This window comes from Candidatus Methylomirabilota bacterium, assembly GCA_028870115.1.
Classification (GTDB): domain Bacteria; phylum Methylomirabilota; class Methylomirabilia; order Methylomirabilales; family Methylomirabilaceae; genus Methylomirabilis.
In genome coordinates, this window is sequence record JAGWQH010000103.1 from 57,744 (window position 1) to 80,006 (window position 22,263).

The window sequence follows — 22,263 nt, forward strand, 5'->3', positions numbered from 1 at the left end:
TTTTTTTACGTTCCCCTCGCCCCCTCTCTAGGGGGAGAGGGTCAGGGTGAGGGGGACTTTCTAACCGATGAAGAAGGCTACGTTTGGGGCGGGGTGTTTCTGGGGTGTCGAAGCCGCGTTTCGCCGGGTGCCGGGTGTCGTCTCAACGACAGTCGGATATATGGGCGGTTACTTCGAGAACCCGTCGTACCGAGATGTGTGCTCGGGCACGACCGGCCATGCGGAGGTTGTCCAGGTAGACTATGACCCTTCAAAGGTCTCCTACGACAATCTTCTGGATATCTTCTGGTCGATCCATGACCCAACCACTTTGAATCGTCAAGGTCCGGACCTCGGCGCGCAGTACCGGTCCGTGATCTTCTTTCACGATGCCGACCAGCAGGCTGCCGCGCTGACCTCCAAACAGAAGCTGGAACTCAGCAGAAAGCACCGACAGCCGGTCGTAACCGAGATTACACCGGCCTCGACCTTTTACCGGGCAGAGGAATACCACCAGAAATACCTGGAGAAGCAGACCTAGCCTCGCTGTACGATCTAGACAACCCCGCCTTCCTCGTGTATTCTCACCCCCGTGGATACCCCAAGAGACCAATCCCCGCTTAAGGCGTGCGAGGACAAGCTCCTGAGATTGCTGGTTCAGCACTCCTTCCAGCACAGCAACGAGCCGGTCTTTACCCTGGCCTCCGGCCGAAAGAGCCACTACTATATCAATTGCAAGCAAACGACGTTCATGTCGGAGGCGATGCCGCTCCTTGGCCGGCTCTTCTTCGAGCGAATCAAGGCTATTGAACAAAGAGACGGGAAACAGATCGCCGCCGTCGGAGGTCTCACCCTCGGCGCCGACCCGATTGCCTGCGCCGTCGCCTATCACAGCGCACTTCAAGGAACACCGGTCCAGGCCTTCAGCGTCCGAAAGGAACCGAAGGGCCATGGAGCCCAGAAATGGGTCGAGGGGTTCGAGCGGCCGGGCGCAAGGGTCGTGATTATTGAAGATGTCATCACCACCGGCGGTTCGACCCTCAAGGCGATCGATGGCGCGCTGCATGCGGGCTTTCAGATCGTTAAGGTGCTGGCGCTTGTGGACCGGCAGGAGGGCGGCCGCGAGGAGTTGCTGAAAAACGGGTATGAGCTGGAGCCGATCTACACCATCGAGAATTTGATGCGGGTTGCAGGCCAGGCGAGGTAACTCACTTCATTCCCCACCCAAAAAGGCTACTGGACAAACCAACCGCTTTCCGCTAAGTTATGAAGGCCTTCAGTTCTATCGATTCGCAGGGGCGCTGCTTGCTGCGCCCATCTTCTGGCAGGGCAAGCCCTGCCCCTACTATGTTGGTCGCTAAACGCTGCTCTTCATGGGGGGTTAGCTCAGTTGGGAGAGCGCGGCGTTCGCAACGCCGAGGCCAGGGGTTCGAATCCCCTACCCTCCACCATCGCTTTTCCTTGAGATTTCCATACGTTAGCCGATCATGGCCGATATGCTGTGGCCGGCTTCTTTATTGGCGATGTCAGTAGCGATGCCCATTGCTCCCGAAACCAACCGCTCCACAACCTCCCCATCGCAAAGCAAGTCCAGGACCATGGCAGTCTTACGGGTAGGGATCCAGCGATTCAATGTCCGGGCCGACTCCGGCATCCGGCACCTCCTTGTTGGGTCGCCCCGGCGTGTCACAGTCCCTGTCTACTCGTCAGGGGGGGCAGTATAATGTTTTACTACAGGAGGACTGGAATCTATCTACATTCATCATTCATCCAAAGAGTCAGAGTCCTCTTTCTACGTCCTACTCAGTTTCACAATCGATTGCTGACTTTTCTGAGAAAAAATCATAAAAGCTCTGCAAGGCTCCACCCACGAGACCATGCGCGCCGGGTGTCGTGACGGAGTTGTGGGCCTGTGTAAATGGCTGCCGATTGGGAGGAAGGGACCGGGCCTTAGACAAGCGACCATCGAGGAAGAAGATCTGGTAACCACCGTCTAGGATGCATCTCAACATTGGGAGGGAGATAGTGGACACGATATCGCAGATAGTCAGTCATCGGTGTCGAAAACGTACCGTATTCGCTGTTTCCCTTTCACTGAGACTCATGCTATTGAGCCTGGGATTGCTGGTGACGGTCAGTTGCGCGGTGACGGTCGCCGACCCGCCGTCCGGCCCGCCTCCAGCGGGTCAGGCGTGGGTTCAGGTGCGTGGAGCGTGGGTCCCGGCGCCAGCACCCCCTTCGGATGGGCCGTATGAATGGGTGGAGAGTCAATGGGTCCCCATTCCCACGCCGCCACCTGCAACAGAATGGATCCCAGGACACTGGGGACCCCGGGGCTGGATCCCCGGTCACTGGGCGCCGGTGCCAACGGCCCCAGCCGGCGCCATGTGGGTGTCCGGGCACTGGCAGACCGGAGTGTGGATCGCCGGCCATTGGAGCGGAGCACCTGCAACTGAGCGTTGGGTGCCAGGACACTGGCGGGCCGGCGTCTGGGTGCCTGGCCATTGGGCGGGCCAGCCCCCGGCGAGTCACTGGGTACCAGGACACTGGGGTCGCTTCGGGCGCTGGATACCTGGCCACTGGCGCTGAGGCACCATTGCAACGAACCGATCACCGAACTGCGATCGATACCCCAGAGGCGGCGCCAATTCAGCCCTGATGGTTCCGTACCAAAGGAACTGAACAACTACCGCCTGGAAGGCGGTAGGTTCGGACGGTCGTTAATTTGAAAATGACTGTCGTCCTGGATCGGTTCCCCTTCTTGCTCGGCAATGTACTCTTGGATCATCGCATCAGTAATAAATTGGGTTTGACAACTTGATTTGGCCCACTTCGCTCATCTGATTTGGCCCACCCTGCGAGACACCACAGGGTCGTGTGTTCGCCGTAGGCGTCCCGCACGTACTTGCGCACGGGTGGCAGCGCGCCGGCCAAGGCCTGTCGTACCATCCGCCGGTACACCTCGAACTTGCGCGCTACCCCCAGGATCGCGCCCTCTCCATGCTCGTATTCCCGCCTCATCTGCTCGAATAGCTCCACCGTTTTTTGCTCACCCGGCCTCCCTTCCAAATCATTCGGCCCGGACTATCATAAGCCGGTGTGCGTGTAAGGGGTGGGCCAAATCAGGTGAGCGAAGTGAGCCGATTTAGCAACTGTCTTCCTTGTCAAGGGGTACAAGCGACATGTTCGCTTCACAGAGTTCGATGCTTCAGCATGGCGTTCAAGATGATCAGGAGCTTATGCATGCAGGCCGTAAGGGCGCCTTCTTGGCCTTGCCTGCTGCCAGCAACTTGGCGTAGAAAGCCTTGATGACCGGATTGCAGCGGCTGGCCGCCAGGGCAGCCATATAGAGGGCGGCTCGCACATGGGCCCGCATGCGCACCAGGTCTCCTCGCACCTCCCAGATGAACTCCTCTCTTCTCTTCGCAGTGGCCGTTCTGTCATTGTGCGCATTCGAATCGCTGTCGTTCCGAACGACCGCCTGGCGATCATTCCCTCGTTGCCGCACATGATGCGAGTGGCCAGATACAACGGTTCTGGTAATCCGTGGCATGCACGATCATGACCGCGAACACCACGAATTGTCACGATAATAGTGTCTGTTCCTACTTTTCTATTTTCGGAGGGCCTTATAAGGCATTGCGACCGACGACACTCAGACGCCGACGACGATGCGAATTTCCCGTTCGGCACCGTCGCCAAGAGCGGCCAGCGCGGCCTGGTAACCGGGACTGTCATGAGTGGCAACAGCCTGCTCGACACTATCGAACTCGATCAGAACGATGCGCTGTTTCACGCCGTATTCGTACACCTTCGCCGGCTCCCCACGCGCAAGAATGCGTCCTCCGCCGGCAGTGATTGCGGGACCGGCCAGCTTCGCGTATGCCGCAAGTTTGTCAGGGTCCTTTACCGCACGATATGCGCTGACCCAATAGGCCTTTGACATGATGTTTTCCTTTCTCCTTTAATTTGTGCGCCTCACGAGGCTGTAGAAAAACTACGAACAGCGCGTCTTTCGAGGCCTCAGCAATAGGCCATGATTTACCTTACTGCCAGTAGGCAGACCGGCCTAATCTGTTTAGGGCCGACGGGCTCGCCGTCTAATCTGGCAGGGGCCCCGATCTCCCCGGGCGCCTTTTGCTGCGTGGTTACGGGGGTGTTAGCGGCAAGGGGGGGGTAGTGGGTGGAGATCCTGGGTGTCTTCCCATCGTGGTGGCCACGCCACTCCTGGACGGTCCGGTTGGCAGAGCCCTCTTCACGGACGTTCTTCATCTTCGCCAGGCGGTCGTGAGAAAGGGGCGGAGATTTTCTGAAAACAGGAGAGTCACGAGGTGCCCATGATTCGGAGGGCTCGGCCGGTCCCCGCGTCCCTCGACGCCCCGCCGCTAGTACGCCCGGCTTCGCCTGGGGGCCGGCAGTGGCGTGGTCGACGCCGCCGCGTCATGCACAGTCACCGTCGCGCTGGCCTCAGGTCCGACCTCTTGGTGGCGCGTATTCGCACCGATGATCCTGACGAAGTGCCGGCCGTTCGGCAGGCCCGTGAGTTCCATCGATGTCCCAAACGGCGGCCCCGGGTTGGCCCCGTCCAGGTAGAGATGGATATGGTTGACATCCCCGGCCCCCTTGAACTCCCACTGTATCAACATGCTGGGACCTATGGCTTCGCCATCCTTCGGCGACACGAGCTTAACCGTGGCCTGCTGCTGCGCCCAGCCGATAGAGAGCCCTGCGACGAATACCATCGCTACTCCCGTCATTATCGACGTCATCAACTTTCCCATGTGATCTCTCCTTCTTCAAGGTGCAGGGGGGCACTAATCCACCACGCTGCCATGCGGGTGAGTCGGTTGCGCGGGTGACGGTTACTTCGCGATGTAGGCATTCAGCCCGATGGTGACGGGCTTACCTTCTACCAGCACATCCGTCTTCATATTCCCGCGTGTGCTGGCGACGACGAGCGTCTTTCCGCTTGCGCTTGGGGTGGGCGTTTCAAGGTCTGCCGTGATAATGAGCTTTTTGCCTTCGAGCTTGACCGTAATGGCCATGGGTGTTCCTCCTGTGAAGTGGGCTCGTCCCAACGCGCGCCGTCAACGTCTATTTCAACTGCCGGATGGCTGTCGCATTCAGAAGCTTGGCGAAAACGAGCCTGACTCTATCGCGCCCAGTGACAGCCCCCTGAAGCTCTGGTCGCTTGGACGAGCAGACCGACTTGGACAGCCTGTTCGTCGTCAAACGGGACCGGCTCCAGGGGGAGGAGAGCCGGAGTCTCTCGAATGGCGGCCTCCGGGATCCCTGCCAGCGCCAGACGTGCGGCCGCCTCAACAAGGTTGACCGCGGAGATCGCGGCGTCCGCAAGGAGCGGGACGACCCCTTCAGCCCCGTCCTCCTGATTCCACAGAGCCAGGAGCGCAGAGGCATCGAAGACGGCCTTACTCGCGTTGCACCTCGTGTCGTTGCTCGCGTAACAGTGTGTCAACAAGGGCGGCATCCGCCGGGATATACTGGCGAACGCAGCGTTGTGCCTCAGCAATGCCCTGCCGGATCGGGATCAGGCGCAACGTGGCCTCTTCGATCCTTAGGACCACAGGATCCCCAGGACGGAGCGCAAGGGCGTCACGGAGCGCGGTCGGCATGACCACTCGCGCGCCTTTCCCGATGTGGGCACTCCATGCGGTGTGTCTTCTATCGTGAGTGACATACTACACAAATACCACGTTATGAGTCAATGTCGATGCCTAATTAATGCGGTCCGTCGCTTCTCCTCCAATTGGTCCCCTTTCCACGCTCACTGAGATAGTGATCCGAGAAGCCTCAAATTTACTCTGGCGTCATCGATCCTTCATACGGTCGTAACAAATGGTCGTTAGGATGTCCTTCAAAAAGGAGAATGACATGCTGATTACCTTGAAGGTTGATTCGGGTTCTTACGACCGGCTGGTCGCAAAGGGCGAGGTACAGAGGGGTTACCTGTTGGGCTTCTCTCCGTATTTCGATGATCAATTTGTGCTGAGCCCGATCGATGGGACTATCGAACGGATTGCGTACGACAGGGAAGGACAGGCGCTGCTCATCAGTATTCGCCGAACGGGCAGGCAACAACGAGCGGCTTGACACTCAAAGGGGGAGATGATGAGTCTGAGAGAGAGATCGGTCCAGGGAATCGTGATAGCTTGCTGCCTGCTGCTCATGCCGGTTGGCGCGTGGGCCGATAAGTTACAGGATCTCGAACAGAGGTATGAGGATCAACAGAAGTCACTCACGCAGTTGCGACAGGAGATGAACCGGCTACGGCAGGAGCGGTCCGCGCAACAGGCAGAGACGGACCGGCGCGTAATGGATGTGGAGAAGAGGGCCGCCGAGACCGCGGCATCGTCACTGCTCACCGGGTTTGAGCCCGGGACGGGGTTCTACCTGAAGTCGGCCGACGACCAGTTCCGACTGCGTCTGCAGGGGTACCTGCAGCATTGGTTCATTGCAGAGGGGTCGCGGAATGAAGCAGGGTTCCCGGCTGCGTACCAAGCATCAACCGTACTGCCAGGGGTGAAGAACCGGCACATCCCGAGCACATTTAAGGCTCGCCGCATCGAAATCATCGTCAGAGGAGAGATCTTCAAAGATTTCGACTACTACATGGAGTTGGCGACGGCGAGCACCGGTCCCAAACCTGGAAGCCTCTCCGGAACCGGTAACGGCGCCGGCGTAGTGGGCACACGGATCGATCTGTTCTGGACTGGCTACACGTATGCCCCTTGGGCAAAGGTGAAGGTAGGGCAGATCAGGGACTTCTTCGACATCGAGATGATGAGCTCCTCTAACGACCTGGACTTCGCCGAGCGGGCGGTCGTCTCCAGGGCGCTAGCCCCGGACATACAGTTTGGCGCCCTCGTCTCGGGTAATCTCAACCTCCCCATCATGAACATGCCTTTCTATTATGCCGTGGGGATCTTTAACGGTTGCGGACGGCTCGATCAGTGCCCACAGGGCATCGACAATGACGGCGACAAGGAGTTCGCCGGTCGATTGGCCTTTTCGCCCCCGGTGCCCGTCGGGAATCTCACCATCGGATTGAATGCCGATCACCGCTCCTTCCGGATGGTGAACGGCAAAGGTGCAGCCGATCAAAACGGCGTAACGACGCCCTGTGCTACTGCCGGTTGTAACTATCACATCTTCGACCCGACTCAGGCGACCGGGTGGAAAATGGCGGGTGATGGCAGCGGCCCCATTGGCTTCAACCAGAACGGCTTTCGGATCAACGGAAACCGCGTCACCGGCGGCGGCGACCTCGTGTACAACTTCTACCCGTTTGTGCTCAAAGGCGAGTACCTTTACGCCTCCCAGGAGCGCGACGCCTTAGGCTCAAACGGCACGAATCTCGATAATCTTATCATGCAGGGCGGGTTCGGGTCGGTCGGCTACTGGGTCTTCGGCAACAAGCGCAACGGCCTGCTGGCTATCGACCGCTACGAGCACCTGCGGGTCGATGCCCGCCGCAGCACATTCACTCCTGCGGCGGGTACCTCCGAGCAGCCGATGGAGATGCGCTCCAACACCCTTGGGCTGACCTGGTATGTCAACCCCGTTGTCTGGCTCCGGGCCAACTACATCATGACCGACGTTCGACCACATAACAATGTCATCGGGATCAGCAATAACACGCGAGGCGAGCTCGTCCATGAGGGGATCGCCGAGCTGATGGTCAAGTTCTAATCGACCGATTGACGCAGCAGCCGCCTGTCACGCCGTCTAAGAATGTTACCAGGACATGATTCATCGCGCTCTGGAAGATGTTGTCTGCGCTTTCTGCTAACGTTACCGTCACAGTCTCTTTCGTACAATTCTTAGAGGAAAGGAGACAACAATCATGAAAAACGGCGCACCACGAATGAACAGGCTGATTTTGTCGGTACTTCTCGCGCTGATTGTCGGTACCATTTCGCTTTGGTCGGTGCCGGGCATGGCCGAAGTGCTCAAGGTGGACCCGGCACTTCCACACTACAAGGCGGCCAGCGGCGTCTCGGGCAACCTTTCGAGTGTCGGATCGGATACCTTGAACAATCTCATGACCTTCTGGGCCGAAAAGCTCAACAGGTTTTACCCCAATGTGAAGATCCAGATCGAGGGAAAAGGCTCCTCCACGGCTCCGCCGGCGCTAATCTCAGGAACGGCGCAGCTCGGTCCCATGTCTCGTCCCATGAAAGGGACCGAGATCGATGCCTTTGAAAAGAAGTTCGGCTACAAGCCGACCGGGCTTCGCAGTGCCGTGGACGCCCTGGCCGTATTTGTGAATAAGGACAACCCGATTAAGTGTCTGACCTTTGCACAAGTGGACGCCATCTTTTCCAAGTCCAGACGCTCCGGTCACAAGCAGGACATCAAGACGTGGGGACAGCTCGGTTTGACCGGCGACTGGGCCAATCGCCCGATCAGTCTGTTTGGTCGAAACTCGGCCTCCGGGACGTACGGGTTCTTCAAGGAGCATGCGCTGAAGAATGGCGACTACAAGGATGAGCTGAAAGAGCAGCCCGGATCGGCCTCGGTGGTCCAGGGGGTGGCCGTTGACCGCTATGCCATCGGCTATAGTGGTATCGGCTACACCACCGTCGGCGTGCGCGCCGTTCCACTGGCCGAAAAAGAAGGCGGCACGTGCGCCGAGGCCACTGCGGCCAACGCCTATTCCGGGAAGTACCCGCTGTCACGATTTTTGTTCATCTATGTCAATCGGGCGCCAGGTAAGCGCCTTGACCCCTTAACCAGTGAGTTTATTCGGCTTGTACTCTCGAAGGAAGGGCAAGAGGTCGTGATTAAGGATGGATTCTTTCCGATCCCGAACTCTGTTGCCAAGGAAGAGCTGAGTAAGGCGCTCTAATGATTGCGCGGCGCCTCCTCCTGGATCGCCTCGCCCGTTGGGTTGTCACGCTCGGGGGGGCGGCGATCATCGTCTCCATTCTGGCCATCCTGTTCGTCATTGTCGCCGAGGTCTATCCCCTCTTCAGGAAGCCCACAGCGGCGCTCCTGGGAGTGCTCACTACGAGGCTCGATTCGGCCCCGCTGGCAGTCGGGGTGGACGAATACCGCGAGATCGTGTACGTCGTGACAGCCTCCGGCGTACACTTCACTTCCGTCAAGGACGGAACGTCGCTGGCATCCAACCAGCTCCATGGGCTGCACGGCGCTACGGTCGTCGGGACATCGAGCATGGGACGAGGCCCGTTCGCACTGGGACTCTCGGATGGGCGCGCAATCCCCGCTGAGGTCAGATTCTCGGTCACCTTCCCGGAAGGAAGGCGCCGCATCGAAGTCGAATTAGAGGCCGGCGACCAGATCGCAGTCGATCCGGAGCGGCACCCGCTCGTCCGACTCGCCTACGCTTCTACCCCTAACGGGCCCATGATAGCGGCTGCCGTCGGTCCAAAAGCTATCGTCCTCGTCACCGTGAAGGAGACGAAGGCCCTGATCGGTCCATCCACGAAGGAAGAGTCTCACCAACGCCTCACTCTGCCGGTCGAGGGGGAGATCGCTCAGCTCATCCTTGATGGTCGCGGCGAGAACCTGTTCGCCGGTACCTCGTCCGGCCAGATCATCAGAGTCGACCTCAGAAACCCGAGCGATCCGAAGGTTGCCGGCATCACCGCTGCCACGATCCGACCAGGGATCGGCGTAAGCGCGATGGGGTTCCTGATCGGGGACCGTACCCTGGTGGTGGGTGATACGATGGGTGGCGTCAGCTCCTGGCAGTTCGTGCAGGCGAATGGCGAAGGGCAGCGCCTGACGAAGGTCCATGACTTTCTGCCCCACACAGGGCCCGCTATCGCCTTCGCCCCGTCCCGCCGCGATAAGGGGTTTGTGACAGCGGACGCCTCCGGCATCATCCATATCCACTATGGAACCACGGGGAAGACCTTGCTGACGCTTAAGGCCGGACAAGAGGGACTACGCGCGGCCGCCTTTGCCCCCAAGGCCGACGGCGTCATAACGGTTGATGCGAAGGGGGGCCTCTCACACTGGATCGTAGAGAACCCCCACCCCGAAATCAGTTGGGGGAGCCTGTTCGGAAAGCTCTGGTACGAAGGGTACCCCGCGCCGGCCTATGTCTGGCAGTCCACGGGAGGAACCGACGACTTTGAGGCAAAGTTCAGCCTCACCCCGCTCATCTTCGGAACGATCAAAGGGACATTCTACGCCCTGCTCTTTGCGATCCCGCTGGCGCTCCTGGGCGCCCTGTACACCTCCCAGTTCATGCACCCGACGCTCAGAGGAATCGTAAAGCCCACCGTAGAGATTATGGCTGCGCTTCCGAGCGTCGTCCTGGGCTTCCTGGCAGGCCTTTGGCTTGCGCCCCTCGTCGAAAAGATCGTTCCCGGCCTCTTCCTCATGCCGATCGTGATCACACTCCTCATCCTGATCGCGGTCTTTTGCTGGCGATTCGTTCCTATCGGTGTCCGCAGTCGAGTCAAGGCGGGCACCGAGGTCGCTTTGCTCATCCCGATTGTGATCCTCGGAAGCTGGATCTCCTTCCAGCTCGGTGGAGCAGTCGAGCGCCTGTTGCTTTCAGGCGACTATCGAGGCTGGCTCTTGAGTGTCCTTGGGCTTACCTATGATCAACGAAACTCCCTGGTGGTGGGCATCGCCATGGGCTTCGCCGTCATCCCGATCATTTTTACCATTGCCGAGGATTCGCTCTCCAACGTGCCTCAACACCTTGCAGCCGGTTCACTCGCGCTTGGCGCCACCCGGTGGCAGACTGCGCTGAGGGTCGTCCTGCCGACGGCAAGCCCGGGGATCTTCTCCGCCATCATGATCGGCTTCGGACGGGCGGTGGGCGAGACAATGATCGTCCTGATGGCCACCGGGAATACTCCCGTGATGGACTGGAGCATCTTCAACGGCTTTCGGGCCCTCTCGGCCAACATCGCCGTAGAGCTCCCTGAAGCGCCTGAGGGCGGGACGCTCTTCCGGATCCTCTTCCTGGCAGCCCTCCTGCTCTTCGTGATGACATTCATCGTGAACACCCTGGCCGAACTGGTCCGCCTGAAGCTCCGGAAAAGGTATCGCTCTCTATGAAGCGATTCTGGAAGAGCGGTGATCCATTCATCTGGCTCACTGGAGGGGCTTTAACCGTCAGCCTTCTCATGGTGGCCGGGCTTGTCCTCCTGGTGCTGCTCAACGGGCTGGGCTTCTTTTGGCCATCGCCTCTTGTGCACCTGACGTTATCAGACGGCACGGAGCTATTAGGCCAGGTGACGCAACGGGAGGCGATCCCGCAACCGGACGCACCCCCTGGAACCCCCACGCGCAACCGGATTCAGGTCAAGGTCGGCAATCGTGACCTGTACGGCGCCGACTTCGTCTGGGTCGAGGAGGCCGCGATCGTTCGCCGCGACTTCCCTACGGAGGCTGTCCTCATCGAGCGACGGGAGTGGGGCGATCTCTATGGCTTTATTAAGGAGGTTCGGGACCACGAGCATACCGTAGCGCGGGGGCCTGAGGCGGCTTGGAACGCTCTTCAGCCCCTCCTTCCGAACGCAACATCGACCTTCAAGGAGATCAGGCGAATCGAGGAAAAAGAGATCGGGGCGATCAACGCTGCCCAGGAGAAGATCCGCCTCAAGCTCAAGAAGCTGGCGCTCTCGGGGCAAGAGGGAGGTTCAGAAGCAGCACGGCTCGACAAGGAGATGGAGGGTTGGGCAGCCAAGTACCGCGAACAGGAGGCGAGACTCGCCACGATCCGCCAGATCTCCAGACAGACGCTCATCGTCTCGGTCATCGGCGGCAAGGAGACGGAACTGCCGCTTCAACAGATCGTGCGAATCATCCGACCGAACTCGATGGGAGTGTGGCCCAAGAGCGGCGTGTATCTGTCCAGGCTCTGGGAGTTCATCTCCGGCGATCCCAGGGAATCGAACACCGAGGGTGGCGTCTTCCCCGCCATCTTCGGCACAGTGATGATGGTGATGATCATGAGCCTCCTCGTCGCACCGCTGGGTGTGCTGGCGGCATTCTACCTTCGGGAGTACGCGAAACAAGGGGTGTTGGTCAGTACGGTCAGGATCGCCGTGAATAACCTGGCCGGCGTCCCGTCTATCGTCTTCGGGGTCTTTGGTCTCGGCTTTTTCATCTACCTCGTCGGGGGAAGTATCGACCGGCTCTTCTATCCCGAAGCGCTCCCGACCCCGACCTTCGGGACCGGAGGGATCTTGTGGGCCTCGTTGACCCTTGCGCTCCTGACCGTCCCGGTCGTCATCGTGGCCACGGAGGAGGGGCTGGCGGCTATCCCGCCAGGGATGCGTGAGGCTTCGCTGGCGCTGGGCGCCACGAAGTTCGAGACAACCTGGCGGGTCGTCCTGCCGACGGTCATGCCCTCGATCCTCACGGGACTTGTCCTAGCCATGGCCAGGGCGGCCGGGGAGGTCGCGCCACTTATGATCACCGGGGTGGTCAAGCTCGCCCCATCCCTTCCGATCGATGGCGTCTGGCCGTTCGTGCATCTGGAGCGCAAGTTCATGCACCTTGGATTTCACATCTACGACGTCGGGTTTCAATCGCCCAATGTGGACGCCGCCAGGCCGATGGTCTACACGACCGTGCTCCTTCTTCTCCTGGTCGTCCTGGTCTTGAACCTGGCAACGATCCTGATCAGGAACCGTCTGCGAAAAAAATACGCGTCTTCGGCGTTCTAGAGATAGAGGAAATGCTCTATGATATAGAAGGCGGTGAGCGGCGCCTGGTGTAGTGTCTCAGTAATGGCTTTACAGTTTCGTTCGCCCTGAGCTTGTCGAAGGGTAAATCTTATTATGGCGTTCCGTTCATGCTTCGACTGGCTCAGCACGAACGGTAATTGTGAGGCACTCCACCGGTGGGAATGGTGTAGCACCATGAGATTTCAATTGGACTGTGAAAACCGACGATGACAACGGAGCCGATGATCGAAATCAGGAAGTTGACCCTCAAGTACGGAGAGAAGCTCGCCCTCCAGGATATCAGTCTCGATATTCCCAAGCATCAGGTCACGGCCTTCATCGGGCCATCGGGGTGCGGGAAGACGACGCTGCTGCGATGCCTGAACCGCATGAACGATCTCATCGACGGAGTGACAGTCAACGGGACCATCCGGATCGGTGGAATCGATATCCATGATCCGGCCCTGGAAATCACGGAGCTTCGCAAGCGGGTCGGTATGGTCTTCCAGAAATCGAATCCCTTTCCAAAGACGATCTATGATAACGTCGCCTATGGGCCGAGGATCCTCGGTGTGCGCGGGCAGTCGACGCTGGACGAGATCGTGGAAAGGAGTCTGCGGGCAGCCGCCATCTGGAACGAGGTCCAGGATCGCCTGCGCAGTAGCGCGCTCAGCCTGTCAGGGGGACAACAGCAGCGCCTCTGCATCGCCAGGGCCATTGCCGTCGAACCGGAGGTCCTCTTGATGGACGAGCCCTGCTCCGCGCTGGATCCGATTGCAACGGGAAAGATCGAAGAGCTGATGGCCGACTTGAAGCAACAGTACACGATCGTGATCGTCACCCACAATATGCAGCAGGCGGCCCGGGTCTCGGACTACACTGCCTTCCTGTACCTCGGCCAGTTGATCGAGTACGATCTCACCAGGCAACTCTTCGTGAAACCCTCCAGGCAACAGACGGAAGACTATATTACGGGCCGGTTCGGCTAGGACAACAGATGAAAACTATACATCGGCATTTCGATGAGCAACTACAGGAACTGAGAGAACACCTGTTGGCGATGGGCAGTCTGGCCGAGACGATGATCGTCAAGAGCGTCAAGGCGTTGATGGATCGGAGCGAGGCTTTGGTGCAGGAGGTGTTCACCCACGAGGAGGAGATGGATCAGCAGTGCATCGAAACCGATCAGCGGTGCTTTACCCTTTTGGCCCTTCAGCAGCCAATGGCTAGCGACCTCCGTTTCATCGCAGCAGCCATCAAGATCAACAGCGACATCGAGCGAATCGGTGACCTGGCAGTCAACATCGCGCAGGCGACCATGTCGCTCATCAGGCAGCCGACCCTGAAGCCCCTTATCGATATCCCGCGGATAGCCCAGCTTTGCCAGGAGATGGTGAAGAAAAGCCTGGATGCCTTTGTTGCTCGCGACCCGGAGCTGGCAAGGATCGTCATCGAGTCGGATGATTCCGTCGATCTCTTGCGGGACCAGATCTTCAGAGAGCTCCTCAGCTATATGATCAGTGATCCCACTACTATCCCCAGGGCCTTAGACCTGGTGCTCATCTCGCGCTATCTCGAGCGGATCGCCGATCATGCGACGAATATTGCAGAGGATATCGTCTATATCGTTCGGGGACAGGATGTCCGGGAGCGCGGCGACAAGGAGATACGAAAGGGCTTACGACGCCCGGCCGGTATCTCACCAGAATTTCCAGGAGTTGATCGAGAGGCGGCTCTTGCGGCCCACAGGCTGATGCCGGAAGAGCGCGAGTTTCTCAGCCTGATCGAATCCGCTACGCACAATCTCCTCGAGGCCGCCAGATCCCTGCAGGTCATGTTTGAGGACTATGCAGATCCCGTGGGAAAGTGGCGGGAAATCAGGGAGGCCGAACACGAGGGAGACGCAATCACCCACCAGATCATGAAGAGGCTGAATCAGACCTTCATCCCGTTCATCGACCGGCAGAACCTCCACGCGCTGACATCAGCCCTCGATGATGTGGTAGACTTCATCGAAGCGACCGCCTCGAGGATGGTGCTCTACAAGATCGAACAGCCGACGCCCGAATCCCGAGAAATGGTGGCCCTCATTATGGCATCGGCTGAGCAGATCGTGAAAGCAATTGGGGACCTGCCAAGATTCGTCGGAGTGGAGGAGATTTGCGTGGAGATCAATCGGCTGGAGAACGAGGCAGACGATCTGTACCGGCGTGCGGTCACCGGCTTGTTCGAAGGAGAGCGACCGATCCTCGAGGTGACCAAGTGGAAGGAGATCTACGAATTGCTCGAAGGTGTGACCGACCGCTGTGAGGATGTGGCCAACGTGGTCGAAACGATCGCCCTCAAGCATGCATGAGTCGGAGCCACTCGTCTAACCTGTAATCTGGAACGCCTTAGATTCCTTCCGTCGCCTCCTGCGAGGCGACCGCCGGTTTCTTGACCAGAATGCGGGCGGCCAGAATCCCAACCTCGTAGAGCAAGCACATCGGTAAAGCCATCAGCGTTTGGTTAAAGACGTCCGGGGTAGGGGTCAGGATGGCGGCAATCGTGAAGTTAATGAGGACGGCGTATTTCCGGTTCTTGGAGAGAAACTGGGGCGTCACCAGCCCCATCTTGGCGGCGATCCCGATCACCAGCGGAAGCTCAAAAACTAGTCCGAAGCCTAACAGAAATTTTGTGATGAAGTCCATGTAGTTGCCGATGGAGATCATTGGCTTCAGGTTTTCTGTTTTGTATGTCAGGAGAAAGTTCAGGGCGAACGGAAGAACAAAGTAGAAGCAGAACAGCAGACCAAACATAAAGAAGACGGTGGCCAGCACGACGAATGGGAGGGCATAGCGCTTCTCATGGGCGAGCAGGCCCGGTGCAATGAATTTCCAGGTCTGATGAAGGATGATTGGCAGGGCTAACAAGAGACCGGCAAAAAGGGCAATCTTCATGTGCATCCAGAAGGCCTCGGCAGGCGCCAGGAAGATCAGATCGACGGGAGGACCAGGGCGTGGAATAGATCGTAAGAAGGGGTAGGTGCGGGAGAAGACCAGATCGGTCGTTAACGGGCGTTTCAGGAGACGGAGGATCGTCTCCGAATAGTTAAACGTAACGATGAATCCAATCCCAACGGCTGCCAGAGCGATAATAATCCGCTTCCGGAGCTCCTCCAGGTGGGAGACAAACGACATCTTCTCATCAGACATTCCGCGTCTCGTGCGGTCCCTTCGGCTTTTCCTCCTGGCCTACAGTTGGAGGCGCTTCGGCCTTGACGGCTTGCTGCGTTTGCTGAGGCGGCGCCTCCGCCTTCTCCTCCTCTGCCAATAGCTCGGCAGACAGTCCTTCCTTCAGCTCTTCAGAAGCTCGCTTGAACTCCGCCACGCCTCGACCCAGCGATCGAGCCAGATCGGGCAGTTTCTTGGGACCAAAGACCAAGAGCGCAATGACAAAAATAACGATCAGCTCCTGCATTCCCATTCCGAACATCGCACGAACTCCTCATTAGTGTTGACACGCTCTCCTCGGCTCGAAACTAAGCGTACTCTCGACCTGTAGGAAAGTCAAGCGCACCTATTGGATGGGAGCTGAAAAGGGCTTGACAGCCATGCGCAATGGTGTAGATTACGGTGTAATCGATGAAGGGACCTGATATGCGGCGCTTCTGCCTCCGACATGTCTTCATAATCTTTTCTGTGTGCATGATTGCCATCTCCTCGTATGTCCTCTTTGATCTGCTGGACATCGACGGGTCTCAACTCAGGCAACACGCGCCGGTCTGTGGCTTTGAGGCAGTAATGCCAGACTGTGGCGGAGAGATCAAGTCTCCCACGGCCAATACTCCTGCTCCGCCGCCAGGACCCTTGCGCGGTCTCTTGTTCACCGCGATACACTACAATTCTCTCGCGTCTCGCCCCACGCTTCCTTCAACACCCAGCTACCGCATAGTCCACACCCGTAATGCGACCCAGCCGGAGTCCGCATCCTCCGCACAGGGAAGCGAACCCGCACAACGTTCAGCCTAACCTCCGTTTTCAATATCCAGTTTTGTTTTTGAGTGCTACGACCCGTTAGGAAAAGGAGGTCGAGATGACGCTATTCCGCCCCCTTCTATGGGCGGCGGCCCTCGCATTTATCATGTTGCCTCTCTACGCGACCGCCGCCGAGATCCGAAACCTGACATTGGAACAGGCCGTGGAGCTAGCGCTCCAGCGCAACCCGACGCTACGAGCACAGTCATTGGGCATCGTCTCCGCCAAGGCCAACGAGGTGACTGCTGGGCTCCATCCGAATCCGGTGTTCTCCAATGAGTCGGAAGACTTTACCGCTGCCGTGACCCAGCTCTTTGAGCGTGGGAGTAAACGCGGGCGTCGGATTGACAGCGCGAAGCTCTCCACCGATATTGCTACGAGCGATTTTACCGACGTCCGACGAGGTCTCGTGTTCTTAGTACGAAAGACGTTTACGGACGCCCTGCTGGCCAAATCAAACCTGGAGCTGGCCCAGGCGAACCTCAAGAATTATCGGGAGGTAGAAGACCTCAACAAGATCCGGTTTCAGAAGGGCGACATCGCGGGGGCCGATCTGCTAAAGATCGAGCTCCAAAAGCTCCAGTTTGAAAACGACGTACAAGACGCGACCCTGGCCCTGAAAACGGCCAGGACGACTTTGAAGACATTGCTGGCCACTCCGGAGCTGGCTGAGGAGTTCGAGATCGAAGGCGAACTCCAGTTCAGAGCGTTCGACATGTCGCTGGCCGACTTGAACGAGCTTGCCCTCCGTAACCGGCCGGACCTCCGTTCAGTCGAAACCTTGAAGAAGAAGACGGAGGCGGACATCAGGCTGGCCATTGCCAATAGCTATACCGACGTCTCCTTGACGCTCGGCTACCACCACACGGAACCAAACGTGCCCACCTGGCTTTGGCCGGGCTTTCCAAAAGGCCCCACAGAGAACCACGTCGGCTTTGGCTTCAGCTTCCCGCTCCGCATCTTCGACCGAAATCAGGGAGAGATTGCCAGGACCCGAGCGGAGGCGATCCGCGCCTCCTCGATTGCTGAGGCTGTCCGCAACCAGATTAGCAACGACGTGGAGGTGGGTTATGCCGCCTTCCGGACCAGCCGGGAGCGGGTTCGGCTCTACGAACAGGTCTATCTCAACCGGGCCAAGGAGTCCAGGGAGATCGCCGAGTTTGCGTACAAGAGTGGTCGGACATCTATCCTGGACCTGCTTGAAGCGGAGCGAACCTATCGGGGCGTACAATTGGCTTACCGCCAGGCGCTGGCAACCTACCTGACGAACCTTCACCAGCTTAATGCGGTGGTAGGAATGGATGTAGCCAAATGACCGACGCCCATACTCGTCTTCGTACCGGGGCTGCAGCCCACTGGAGAATGCGTATGCGCTTTCGTTTCCTCCCTCTTCTGCTTGTGACAATATTGTGTGCCGCGTGCGGCGACGGCTCGTCCACATCGCCGGGGACGCCTGCGAAGCCGGCACCCGAACCAAAGTCTCCCGACGCCGCGGTAGAGACCGTGAAGATCACTTCGCCAGAATACCGAACCCGCCAGCAGGTACTCGAAACAACGGGAAAGGTCCAGTTTAACGAAGAGCGACTTGTCCGGGTAAACGCCCCGGTAACAGGCCGTGCCTCTGAAGTCCTGGCGCACCCCGGCGACATCGTCGAGCGAGGCCACCGGCTCCTGGTGCTGGACAGTCCCGATCTCGGCACCGCCAAGTCGGATTATGCCAAGGCCGCATCTGACCTCGAGCACGCCGAAAAGGCCGTCACACTCGCCCGTGAGCTGTTCCAAGTAAAAGCTATTGCACAGAAGGAGCTTCGCGACACGGAGAACGACTATCGAAAAGCTATGGTCGAAGAGGAGCGGTCGGCCTCACGCCTGCGAACCCTGGGTGTCCCGGATTCGCAATTCAACGACATCGCGGCGCGGACGGATACGTCGACGACGGTCGTTGTAACAGCGCCACGTGGCGGCGTCATTGTCGAGCGGAACGTCATCCCGGGACAGGTGGTCGCGTACGGTCAGTCTGATACTCCGCCCAATCTCTTCCTCATTTCCGATCTCAGCACCATGTGGGTGTTGGCTGACGTGTACGAGCCAGATGTGTCGAAGGTCCGCGTCGGACAGACGGCGGGAGTGACGCTGGCCTGCTGCCCCAGTGAGCGGTACGAGGGCCAGGTGACCTATATCAGCGATTCGGTCGATCCCCAAACGCGGACAGTCAAAGTCCGCGTGGTGGTTCCGAATAGAGGACGCGCGCTCAAGGCGGAGATGTTCGTGAAGGTCGCCATCCTGACCGGCTCCGCTCGCGTCCTGGCGTTGCCCCAGAGCGCGGTTCATCGCGAGGATGGTGAGACATTCGTGCTCATCGCCAGAGGGAAGGACGAGTACGACCGGCGCGAGGTCAAGGTCGGCGTCGACCTTGACGGTGCTGTTGAAGTTCTGGATGGGGTCACCCCCCAGGACCGCGTGGTCAGCACCGGCAGCATCCTTCTAAAGAAGACAGCCAAATGATCCGGCGCCTTATCACCTTTGCGCTGCATCAGCGCTTTATCACGCTGGCGCTCGCGCTCTTACTGACAGTCGGTGGGATCGTGTCTTTCTATCGGCTGCCGATCGAGGCGTATCCGGATGTCGCAGATGTCCAGGTTGACGTTATTACGCTCTGGCCTGGCCATGCGGCCGAGGAGGTTGAGCGTCACATCACCATCCCGCTCGAAAAGGAGCTGAATGGCGTCGCGAAGATCACGTTCTTGCGCTCCACATCGATCTTCGGGCTCTCGAATATCCGGGTCCTTTTCGCCGACGGCACCGACAACTACTGGGCCCGGCAGCAGGTGCAGGAGCGTCTCTCGCAGGCGGAGATTCCTCCGGACGCCAAGCCTAGCCTCGGGCCATTGTCGAGTGTCATCGGCGAAGTGTACCGCTACACGCTCGAATCGAAGACGATGCCGCTGGTAGAACTGAAAGCGCTTCAGGATTGGGTGCTTGAACGAGAGTTCCGAAAGGTCCCAGGCGTGGTAGATGTCGTCTCCTGGGGCGGCGGGATCAAACAGTACCAGATCACCGTCGATCCGGCGCGACTTCGCGCCTACAACCTGACACTGAAGCAGGTGTTTGACGCCGTCTCCGCCAACAACGCGAATGCCGGCGGTAGCTATATCCCCCAAGGCGAGTACGCGCTGATGGTGCGTGGCATCGGTCTCATCCAGTCCACCCGCGACATCGAGAATATCGTCGTAGCCGCCCAACGGGGTACACCGGTCCGTATCCGCGATATCGGACAGGCCGGCATCGGCCACGCCATCCGCTTTGGCATGCTGGGGCGCGACCACGAAGACGATCTCGTGCAAGGCATTGTCCTCATGCGGAAGGGCGAGAACCCCGGGCAGGTTATTGAGGGCGCACGGAAAAAGATCGAGGAGATTCAGAAGCTTCTGCCTCCCGGTGTCCAGATGCGCCCCTACTACAGTCGCGACCGGCTGGTGCATACGACCGTGACCACCGTCATGCGTAACCTCATTGAGGGCGCAGCGCTCGTGATCCTGGTGCTCTCGCTTTTTCTCTACAACCTGCGGGCGGCATGTATCGTGGCAATTACGATCCCGCTCTCGCTCCTGTTCGCCTTCATCTTCATGGATCTGCGCGGCATTCCGGCCAACCTGCTGTCGCTCGGGGCGATCGACTTTGGCATCATCGTTGATGGCGCCGTCGTCATGACGGAGAATATTCTCCGCCATCTTAGCGAGCACAGATCGACAGGGCAGAGAGGCACGCATGGAGTCCAGCAGGCCGCCATGGAGGTCGCGAAGCCCTTGACCTTTGCTGTGCTGATCATCATGACCGTCTATGTGCCGATCCTCACCTTTCAGCGGATAGAGGGAAAACTGTTCCAGCCGATGGCCGTCACCATCTCACTCGCCGTCATCGGCTCACTCCTTTTAACACTAACGGTGATCCCCGTACTCTCAACACTCCTCTTCCACCGTCCGCCATCGGAGCGCGAAAGCCCACTCCTGGTCTGGCTTCGGCGAGCTTACCTGCCCGCGCTCAGGTGGTGTATCGACCGCCCGCTCGTTCCACTGCTCAGCGCAGGTGGCCTGCTTTTGCTGGCGTTGCTGGTCTTTGCAGCGCTTGGTAAGGAGTTTCTGCCTGAGCTCGACGAAGGCGACATCTGGCTACGAGTCAAGTTCCCTGTCGGAATTTCGCTCGAAGGCGCTCGCCCATACACACATGAGATTCGTGAACGGCTCCTCGTATTCCCGGAGGTGCGTACGGTGGTGTCCCAACTAGGCGCGCCTGACGATGGAACCGATCCGAATGGTCCGGACAACGCCGAATTCTACCTCGCGCTCAAGCCCAGGGAAGAGTGGACCGTCAAGAACAAGGAGGCACTCATCGAGGCGATGAGCGGAGCGCTGGCGAGCATTCCCGGCATCACAACGAACTTCTCGCAACCGATCAAGGATAATGTGGACGAGGCGATGGCAGGCGTCAAAGGTGAGTTGGCCATCAAGCTATACGGCCCTGATCTGTTTGTGCTGGAGACTAAGGCAAAAGAGATCGTGGGCGTACTGAGCGGCATTCGCGGCGTGGCAGACCTGGACTTCGATCATCTCGTGGGTCAGCCGCAGCTTCAGGTTGTGGTGGATCGAGGCGCGACAGCCCGCTACGGGATCAATGTCCAGGACGTGCAGGATGCGATCGAGGCAGCTACCAAAGGCCGAACGACTACAGTGGTGTTCGAGGGCGAACGGCGCTTCGATCTGGCGGTGCGGCTCTCGCAGGGCGGAGATCCGCTCGCAAACGTACGAAGCCTGACGATCAGCGCGCCGAACGGGGAGCGCGTTCCGGTCGGTCAACTCGCCGAGATCGGCAAGACCGATGGGTTAGTCCAGATTCTGCGCGAGGGCAACATTCGGCGAGTGGCGATCAAGTGGTCTGTCCGAGGACGTGACATGGGCAGTCTAGTGGCTGAAGCCATGCATAAGGTAGACGCGGCCGTGAGATTACCTCAAGGCTACAACATGACGTGGAGCGGGCGGTTCGAGGATCAGCAGCGGGCGCTCGCGCGCCTGTATATCATCGTACCGCTGGTGATCTTTATCATCTTTATCCTACTCTTCGGCACGTTCCAGTCCATCGGTCACGCCCTGCTGATTATGTTGAATCTGCCGTTTGCGCTCATCGGTGGCACGCTGGCCTTATACCTCTGGCACACCAACTTCAGCATCTCTGCAGCGGTCGGGTACATCGCGGTCTTCGGCGTGAGCGTGCTGGACGGTGTCGTGCTGGTCTCATGGATCCATCGAGCTTATGAAGAAGAGGGCTTATCGCTCCGCGATGCCGTACTCCGGGGGTGTGAGATCAGATTCAGACCGATCATCGTAACCGCGATCGTGGCGGTCATCGGGTTTCTGCCGGCGGCATTGTCGCACGGAATCGGCGCCGAGATCCAGCAGCCGCTGGCGCGCGTGGTCATTGGAGGCTTAATCTCATCAACGGCGCTCACATTGCTGGTGCTGCCGGCTGTCTACGCCCTGCTGGCGCGGCGGCAGGAACGCCGCGAGCGTCAAACTACCTGAAGGCTGCTACGC

At 58.9% G+C, this 22,263-nt stretch carries 22 protein-coding genes, 1 tRNA gene and 2 pseudogenes; 15 read left to right on the top strand and 10 right to left on the bottom strand.

Annotated elements, in window-relative coordinates; all coding sequences use genetic code 11:
- Positions 1–67 precede the first annotated feature (67 nt).
- The 3 genes from msrA (at position 68) to KGL31_12490 (ending at position 1,430) form a co-directional block, all read left to right on the top strand.
- Complete coding sequence (gene msrA, locus KGL31_12480; GenBank protein MDE2322708.1) at positions 68–520, top strand: peptide-methionine (S)-S-oxide reductase MsrA; 453 nt, start codon at positions 68–70, stop codon at positions 518–520.
- A 39-nt stretch (positions 521–559) separates the two neighbouring features.
- The gene (gene pyrE / locus KGL31_12485) at positions 560–1,186 is read left to right on the top strand and encodes an orotate phosphoribosyltransferase (protein ID MDE2322709.1); all 627 of its coding nucleotides are present in this window, start codon (positions 560–562) and stop codon (positions 1,184–1,186) included.
- Between the two features lie 168 nt (positions 1,187–1,354).
- A tRNA-Ala gene (locus tag KGL31_12490) sits at positions 1,355–1,430 on the top strand.
- A gap of 26 nt (positions 1,431–1,456) precedes the next feature.
- On the opposite strand, the gene KGL31_12495 is transcribed toward KGL31_12490, so the two are convergent.
- The gene (locus tag KGL31_12495; protein MDE2322710.1) at positions 1,457–1,633 is read right to left on the bottom strand and encodes a hypothetical protein; all 177 of its coding nucleotides are present in this window, start codon (positions 1,631–1,633) and stop codon (positions 1,457–1,459) included.
- 449 nt (positions 1,634–2,082) lie between these two features.
- Between KGL31_12495 and KGL31_12500 the strand changes: the two genes are divergently transcribed.
- Positions 2,083–2,568: a YXWGXW repeat-containing protein gene (locus tag KGL31_12500; protein MDE2322711.1), complete on the top strand. Its 486-nt coding sequence runs from the start codon at positions 2,083–2,085 to the stop codon at positions 2,566–2,568.
- A 195-nt stretch (positions 2,569–2,763) separates the two neighbouring features.
- Here the strand turns inward: KGL31_12500 and KGL31_12505 are convergent, their stop codons facing one another.
- The 7 genes and pseudogenes from KGL31_12505 to KGL31_12535 all read right to left on the bottom strand — a co-directional run bounded on the left by KGL31_12505 (position 2,764) and on the right by KGL31_12535 (position 5,612).
- Positions 2,764–3,000 carry a hypothetical protein gene (locus KGL31_12505; GenBank protein ID MDE2322712.1) on the bottom strand — a complete coding sequence of 79 codons (237 nt, stop codon included), beginning with the start codon at positions 2,998–3,000 and terminating at the stop codon, positions 2,764–2,766.
- 170 nt (positions 3,001–3,170) lie between these two features.
- Positions 3,171–3,352, bottom strand: a pseudogene (locus tag KGL31_12510) (transposase).
- A 282-nt stretch (positions 3,353–3,634) separates the two neighbouring features.
- On the bottom strand, positions 3,635–3,925 hold the full coding sequence (locus KGL31_12515; protein MDE2322713.1) for a DUF1330 domain-containing protein: 291 nt from the start codon (positions 3,923–3,925) through the stop codon (positions 3,635–3,637).
- Positions 3,926–4,364: 439 nt separating this feature from the next.
- On the bottom strand, positions 4,365–4,760 hold the full coding sequence (locus KGL31_12520) for a hypothetical protein (GenBank protein ID MDE2322714.1): 396 nt from the start codon (positions 4,758–4,760) through the stop codon (positions 4,365–4,367).
- Positions 4,761–4,841: 81 nt separating this feature from the next.
- The gene (locus tag KGL31_12525; GenBank protein ID MDE2322715.1) at positions 4,842–5,024 is read right to left on the bottom strand and encodes a hypothetical protein; all 183 of its coding nucleotides are present in this window, start codon (positions 5,022–5,024) and stop codon (positions 4,842–4,844) included.
- Between the two features lie 107 nt (positions 5,025–5,131).
- Positions 5,132–5,455, bottom strand: a complete 324-nt coding sequence (locus KGL31_12530) for a hypothetical protein (protein ID MDE2322716.1) — start codon at positions 5,453–5,455, stop codon at positions 5,132–5,134.
- Positions 5,409–5,612, bottom strand: coding sequence for an AbrB/MazE/SpoVT family DNA-binding domain-containing protein (locus KGL31_12535; protein MDE2322717.1), 204 nt, complete (start codon positions 5,610–5,612; stop codon positions 5,409–5,411). Before KGL31_12535 ends, KGL31_12530 begins: the two co-directional genes overlap by 47 nt.
- Positions 5,613–5,871: 259 nt before the next feature.
- On the opposite strand from KGL31_12535, the gene KGL31_12540 reads away from it, so the two are divergent.
- The 8 genes and pseudogenes from KGL31_12540 to KGL31_12575 all read left to right on the top strand — a co-directional run bounded on the left by KGL31_12540 (position 5,872) and on the right by KGL31_12575 (position 15,015).
- On the top strand, positions 5,872–6,090 hold the full coding sequence (locus tag KGL31_12540) for a hypothetical protein (GenBank protein MDE2322718.1): 219 nt from the start codon (positions 5,872–5,874) through the stop codon (positions 6,088–6,090).
- A gap of 18 nt (positions 6,091–6,108) precedes the next feature.
- Positions 6,109–7,689 (top strand): hypothetical protein, encoded by a 1,581-nt coding sequence (locus KGL31_12545; GenBank protein MDE2322719.1) that lies wholly within the window; start codon positions 6,109–6,111, stop codon positions 7,687–7,689.
- A 175-nt stretch (positions 7,690–7,864) separates the two neighbouring features.
- The gene (locus tag KGL31_12550) at positions 7,865–8,848 is read left to right on the top strand and encodes a phosphate ABC transporter substrate-binding protein PstS family protein (protein ID MDE2322720.1); all 984 of its coding nucleotides are present in this window, start codon (positions 7,865–7,867) and stop codon (positions 8,846–8,848) included.
- Positions 8,848–11,043, top strand: a complete 2,196-nt coding sequence (locus KGL31_12555; protein ID MDE2322721.1) for an ABC transporter permease subunit — start codon at positions 8,848–8,850, stop codon at positions 11,041–11,043. The genes KGL31_12550 and KGL31_12555 overlap by 1 nt, the downstream gene beginning before the upstream one ends.
- The gene (gene pstA, locus KGL31_12560) at positions 11,040–12,659 is read left to right on the top strand and encodes a phosphate ABC transporter permease PstA (GenBank protein MDE2322722.1); all 1,620 of its coding nucleotides are present in this window, start codon (positions 11,040–11,042) and stop codon (positions 12,657–12,659) included. The genes KGL31_12555 and pstA overlap by 4 nt, the downstream gene beginning before the upstream one ends.
- 242 nt (positions 12,660–12,901) lie before the next feature.
- Positions 12,902–13,648: a phosphate ABC transporter ATP-binding protein gene (locus KGL31_12565; GenBank protein ID MDE2322723.1), complete on the top strand. Its 747-nt coding sequence runs from the start codon at positions 12,902–12,904 to the stop codon at positions 13,646–13,648.
- An 8-nt stretch (positions 13,649–13,656) separates the two neighbouring features.
- Positions 13,657–14,307, top strand: a pseudogene (gene phoU, locus KGL31_12570) (phosphate signaling complex protein PhoU).
- Between the two features lie 105 nt (positions 14,308–14,412).
- A complete protein-coding gene (locus KGL31_12575) occupies positions 14,413–15,015 on the top strand; it encodes a DUF47 domain-containing protein (protein ID MDE2322724.1) in 603 nt (200 codons plus the stop codon).
- A 37-nt stretch (positions 15,016–15,052) separates the two neighbouring features.
- Here KGL31_12575 and tatC read toward each other — a convergent pair whose 3' ends face one another.
- Entirely contained in the window at positions 15,053–15,853 is an 801-nt protein-coding gene (tatC, locus tag KGL31_12580) for a twin-arginine translocase subunit TatC (GenBank protein ID MDE2322725.1), read from the bottom strand.
- Complete coding sequence (gene tatA / locus KGL31_12585) at positions 15,846–16,133, bottom strand: twin-arginine translocase TatA/TatE family subunit (GenBank protein MDE2322726.1); 288 nt, start codon at positions 16,131–16,133, stop codon at positions 15,846–15,848. The genes tatC and tatA overlap by 8 nt, the downstream gene beginning before the upstream one ends.
- A gap of 600 nt (positions 16,134–16,733) precedes the next feature.
- Between tatA and KGL31_12590 the strand changes: the two genes are divergently transcribed.
- From KGL31_12590 to KGL31_12600, 3 genes are read left to right on the top strand one after another with little or no spacing between them, the layout of a single operon-like run.
- Positions 16,734–17,990, top strand: coding sequence for a TolC family protein (locus KGL31_12590; GenBank protein ID MDE2322727.1), 1,257 nt, complete (start codon positions 16,734–16,736; stop codon positions 17,988–17,990).
- 53 nt (positions 17,991–18,043) lie between these two features.
- On the top strand, positions 18,044–19,180 hold the full coding sequence (locus KGL31_12595; protein MDE2322728.1) for an efflux RND transporter periplasmic adaptor subunit: 1,137 nt from the start codon (positions 18,044–18,046) through the stop codon (positions 19,178–19,180).
- Positions 19,177–22,251 carry an efflux RND transporter permease subunit gene (locus tag KGL31_12600; protein ID MDE2322729.1) on the top strand — a complete coding sequence of 1,025 codons (3,075 nt, stop codon included), beginning with the start codon at positions 19,177–19,179 and terminating at the stop codon, positions 22,249–22,251. The genes KGL31_12595 and KGL31_12600 overlap by 4 nt, the downstream gene beginning before the upstream one ends.
- Positions 22,252–22,263 lie beyond the last annotated feature (12 nt).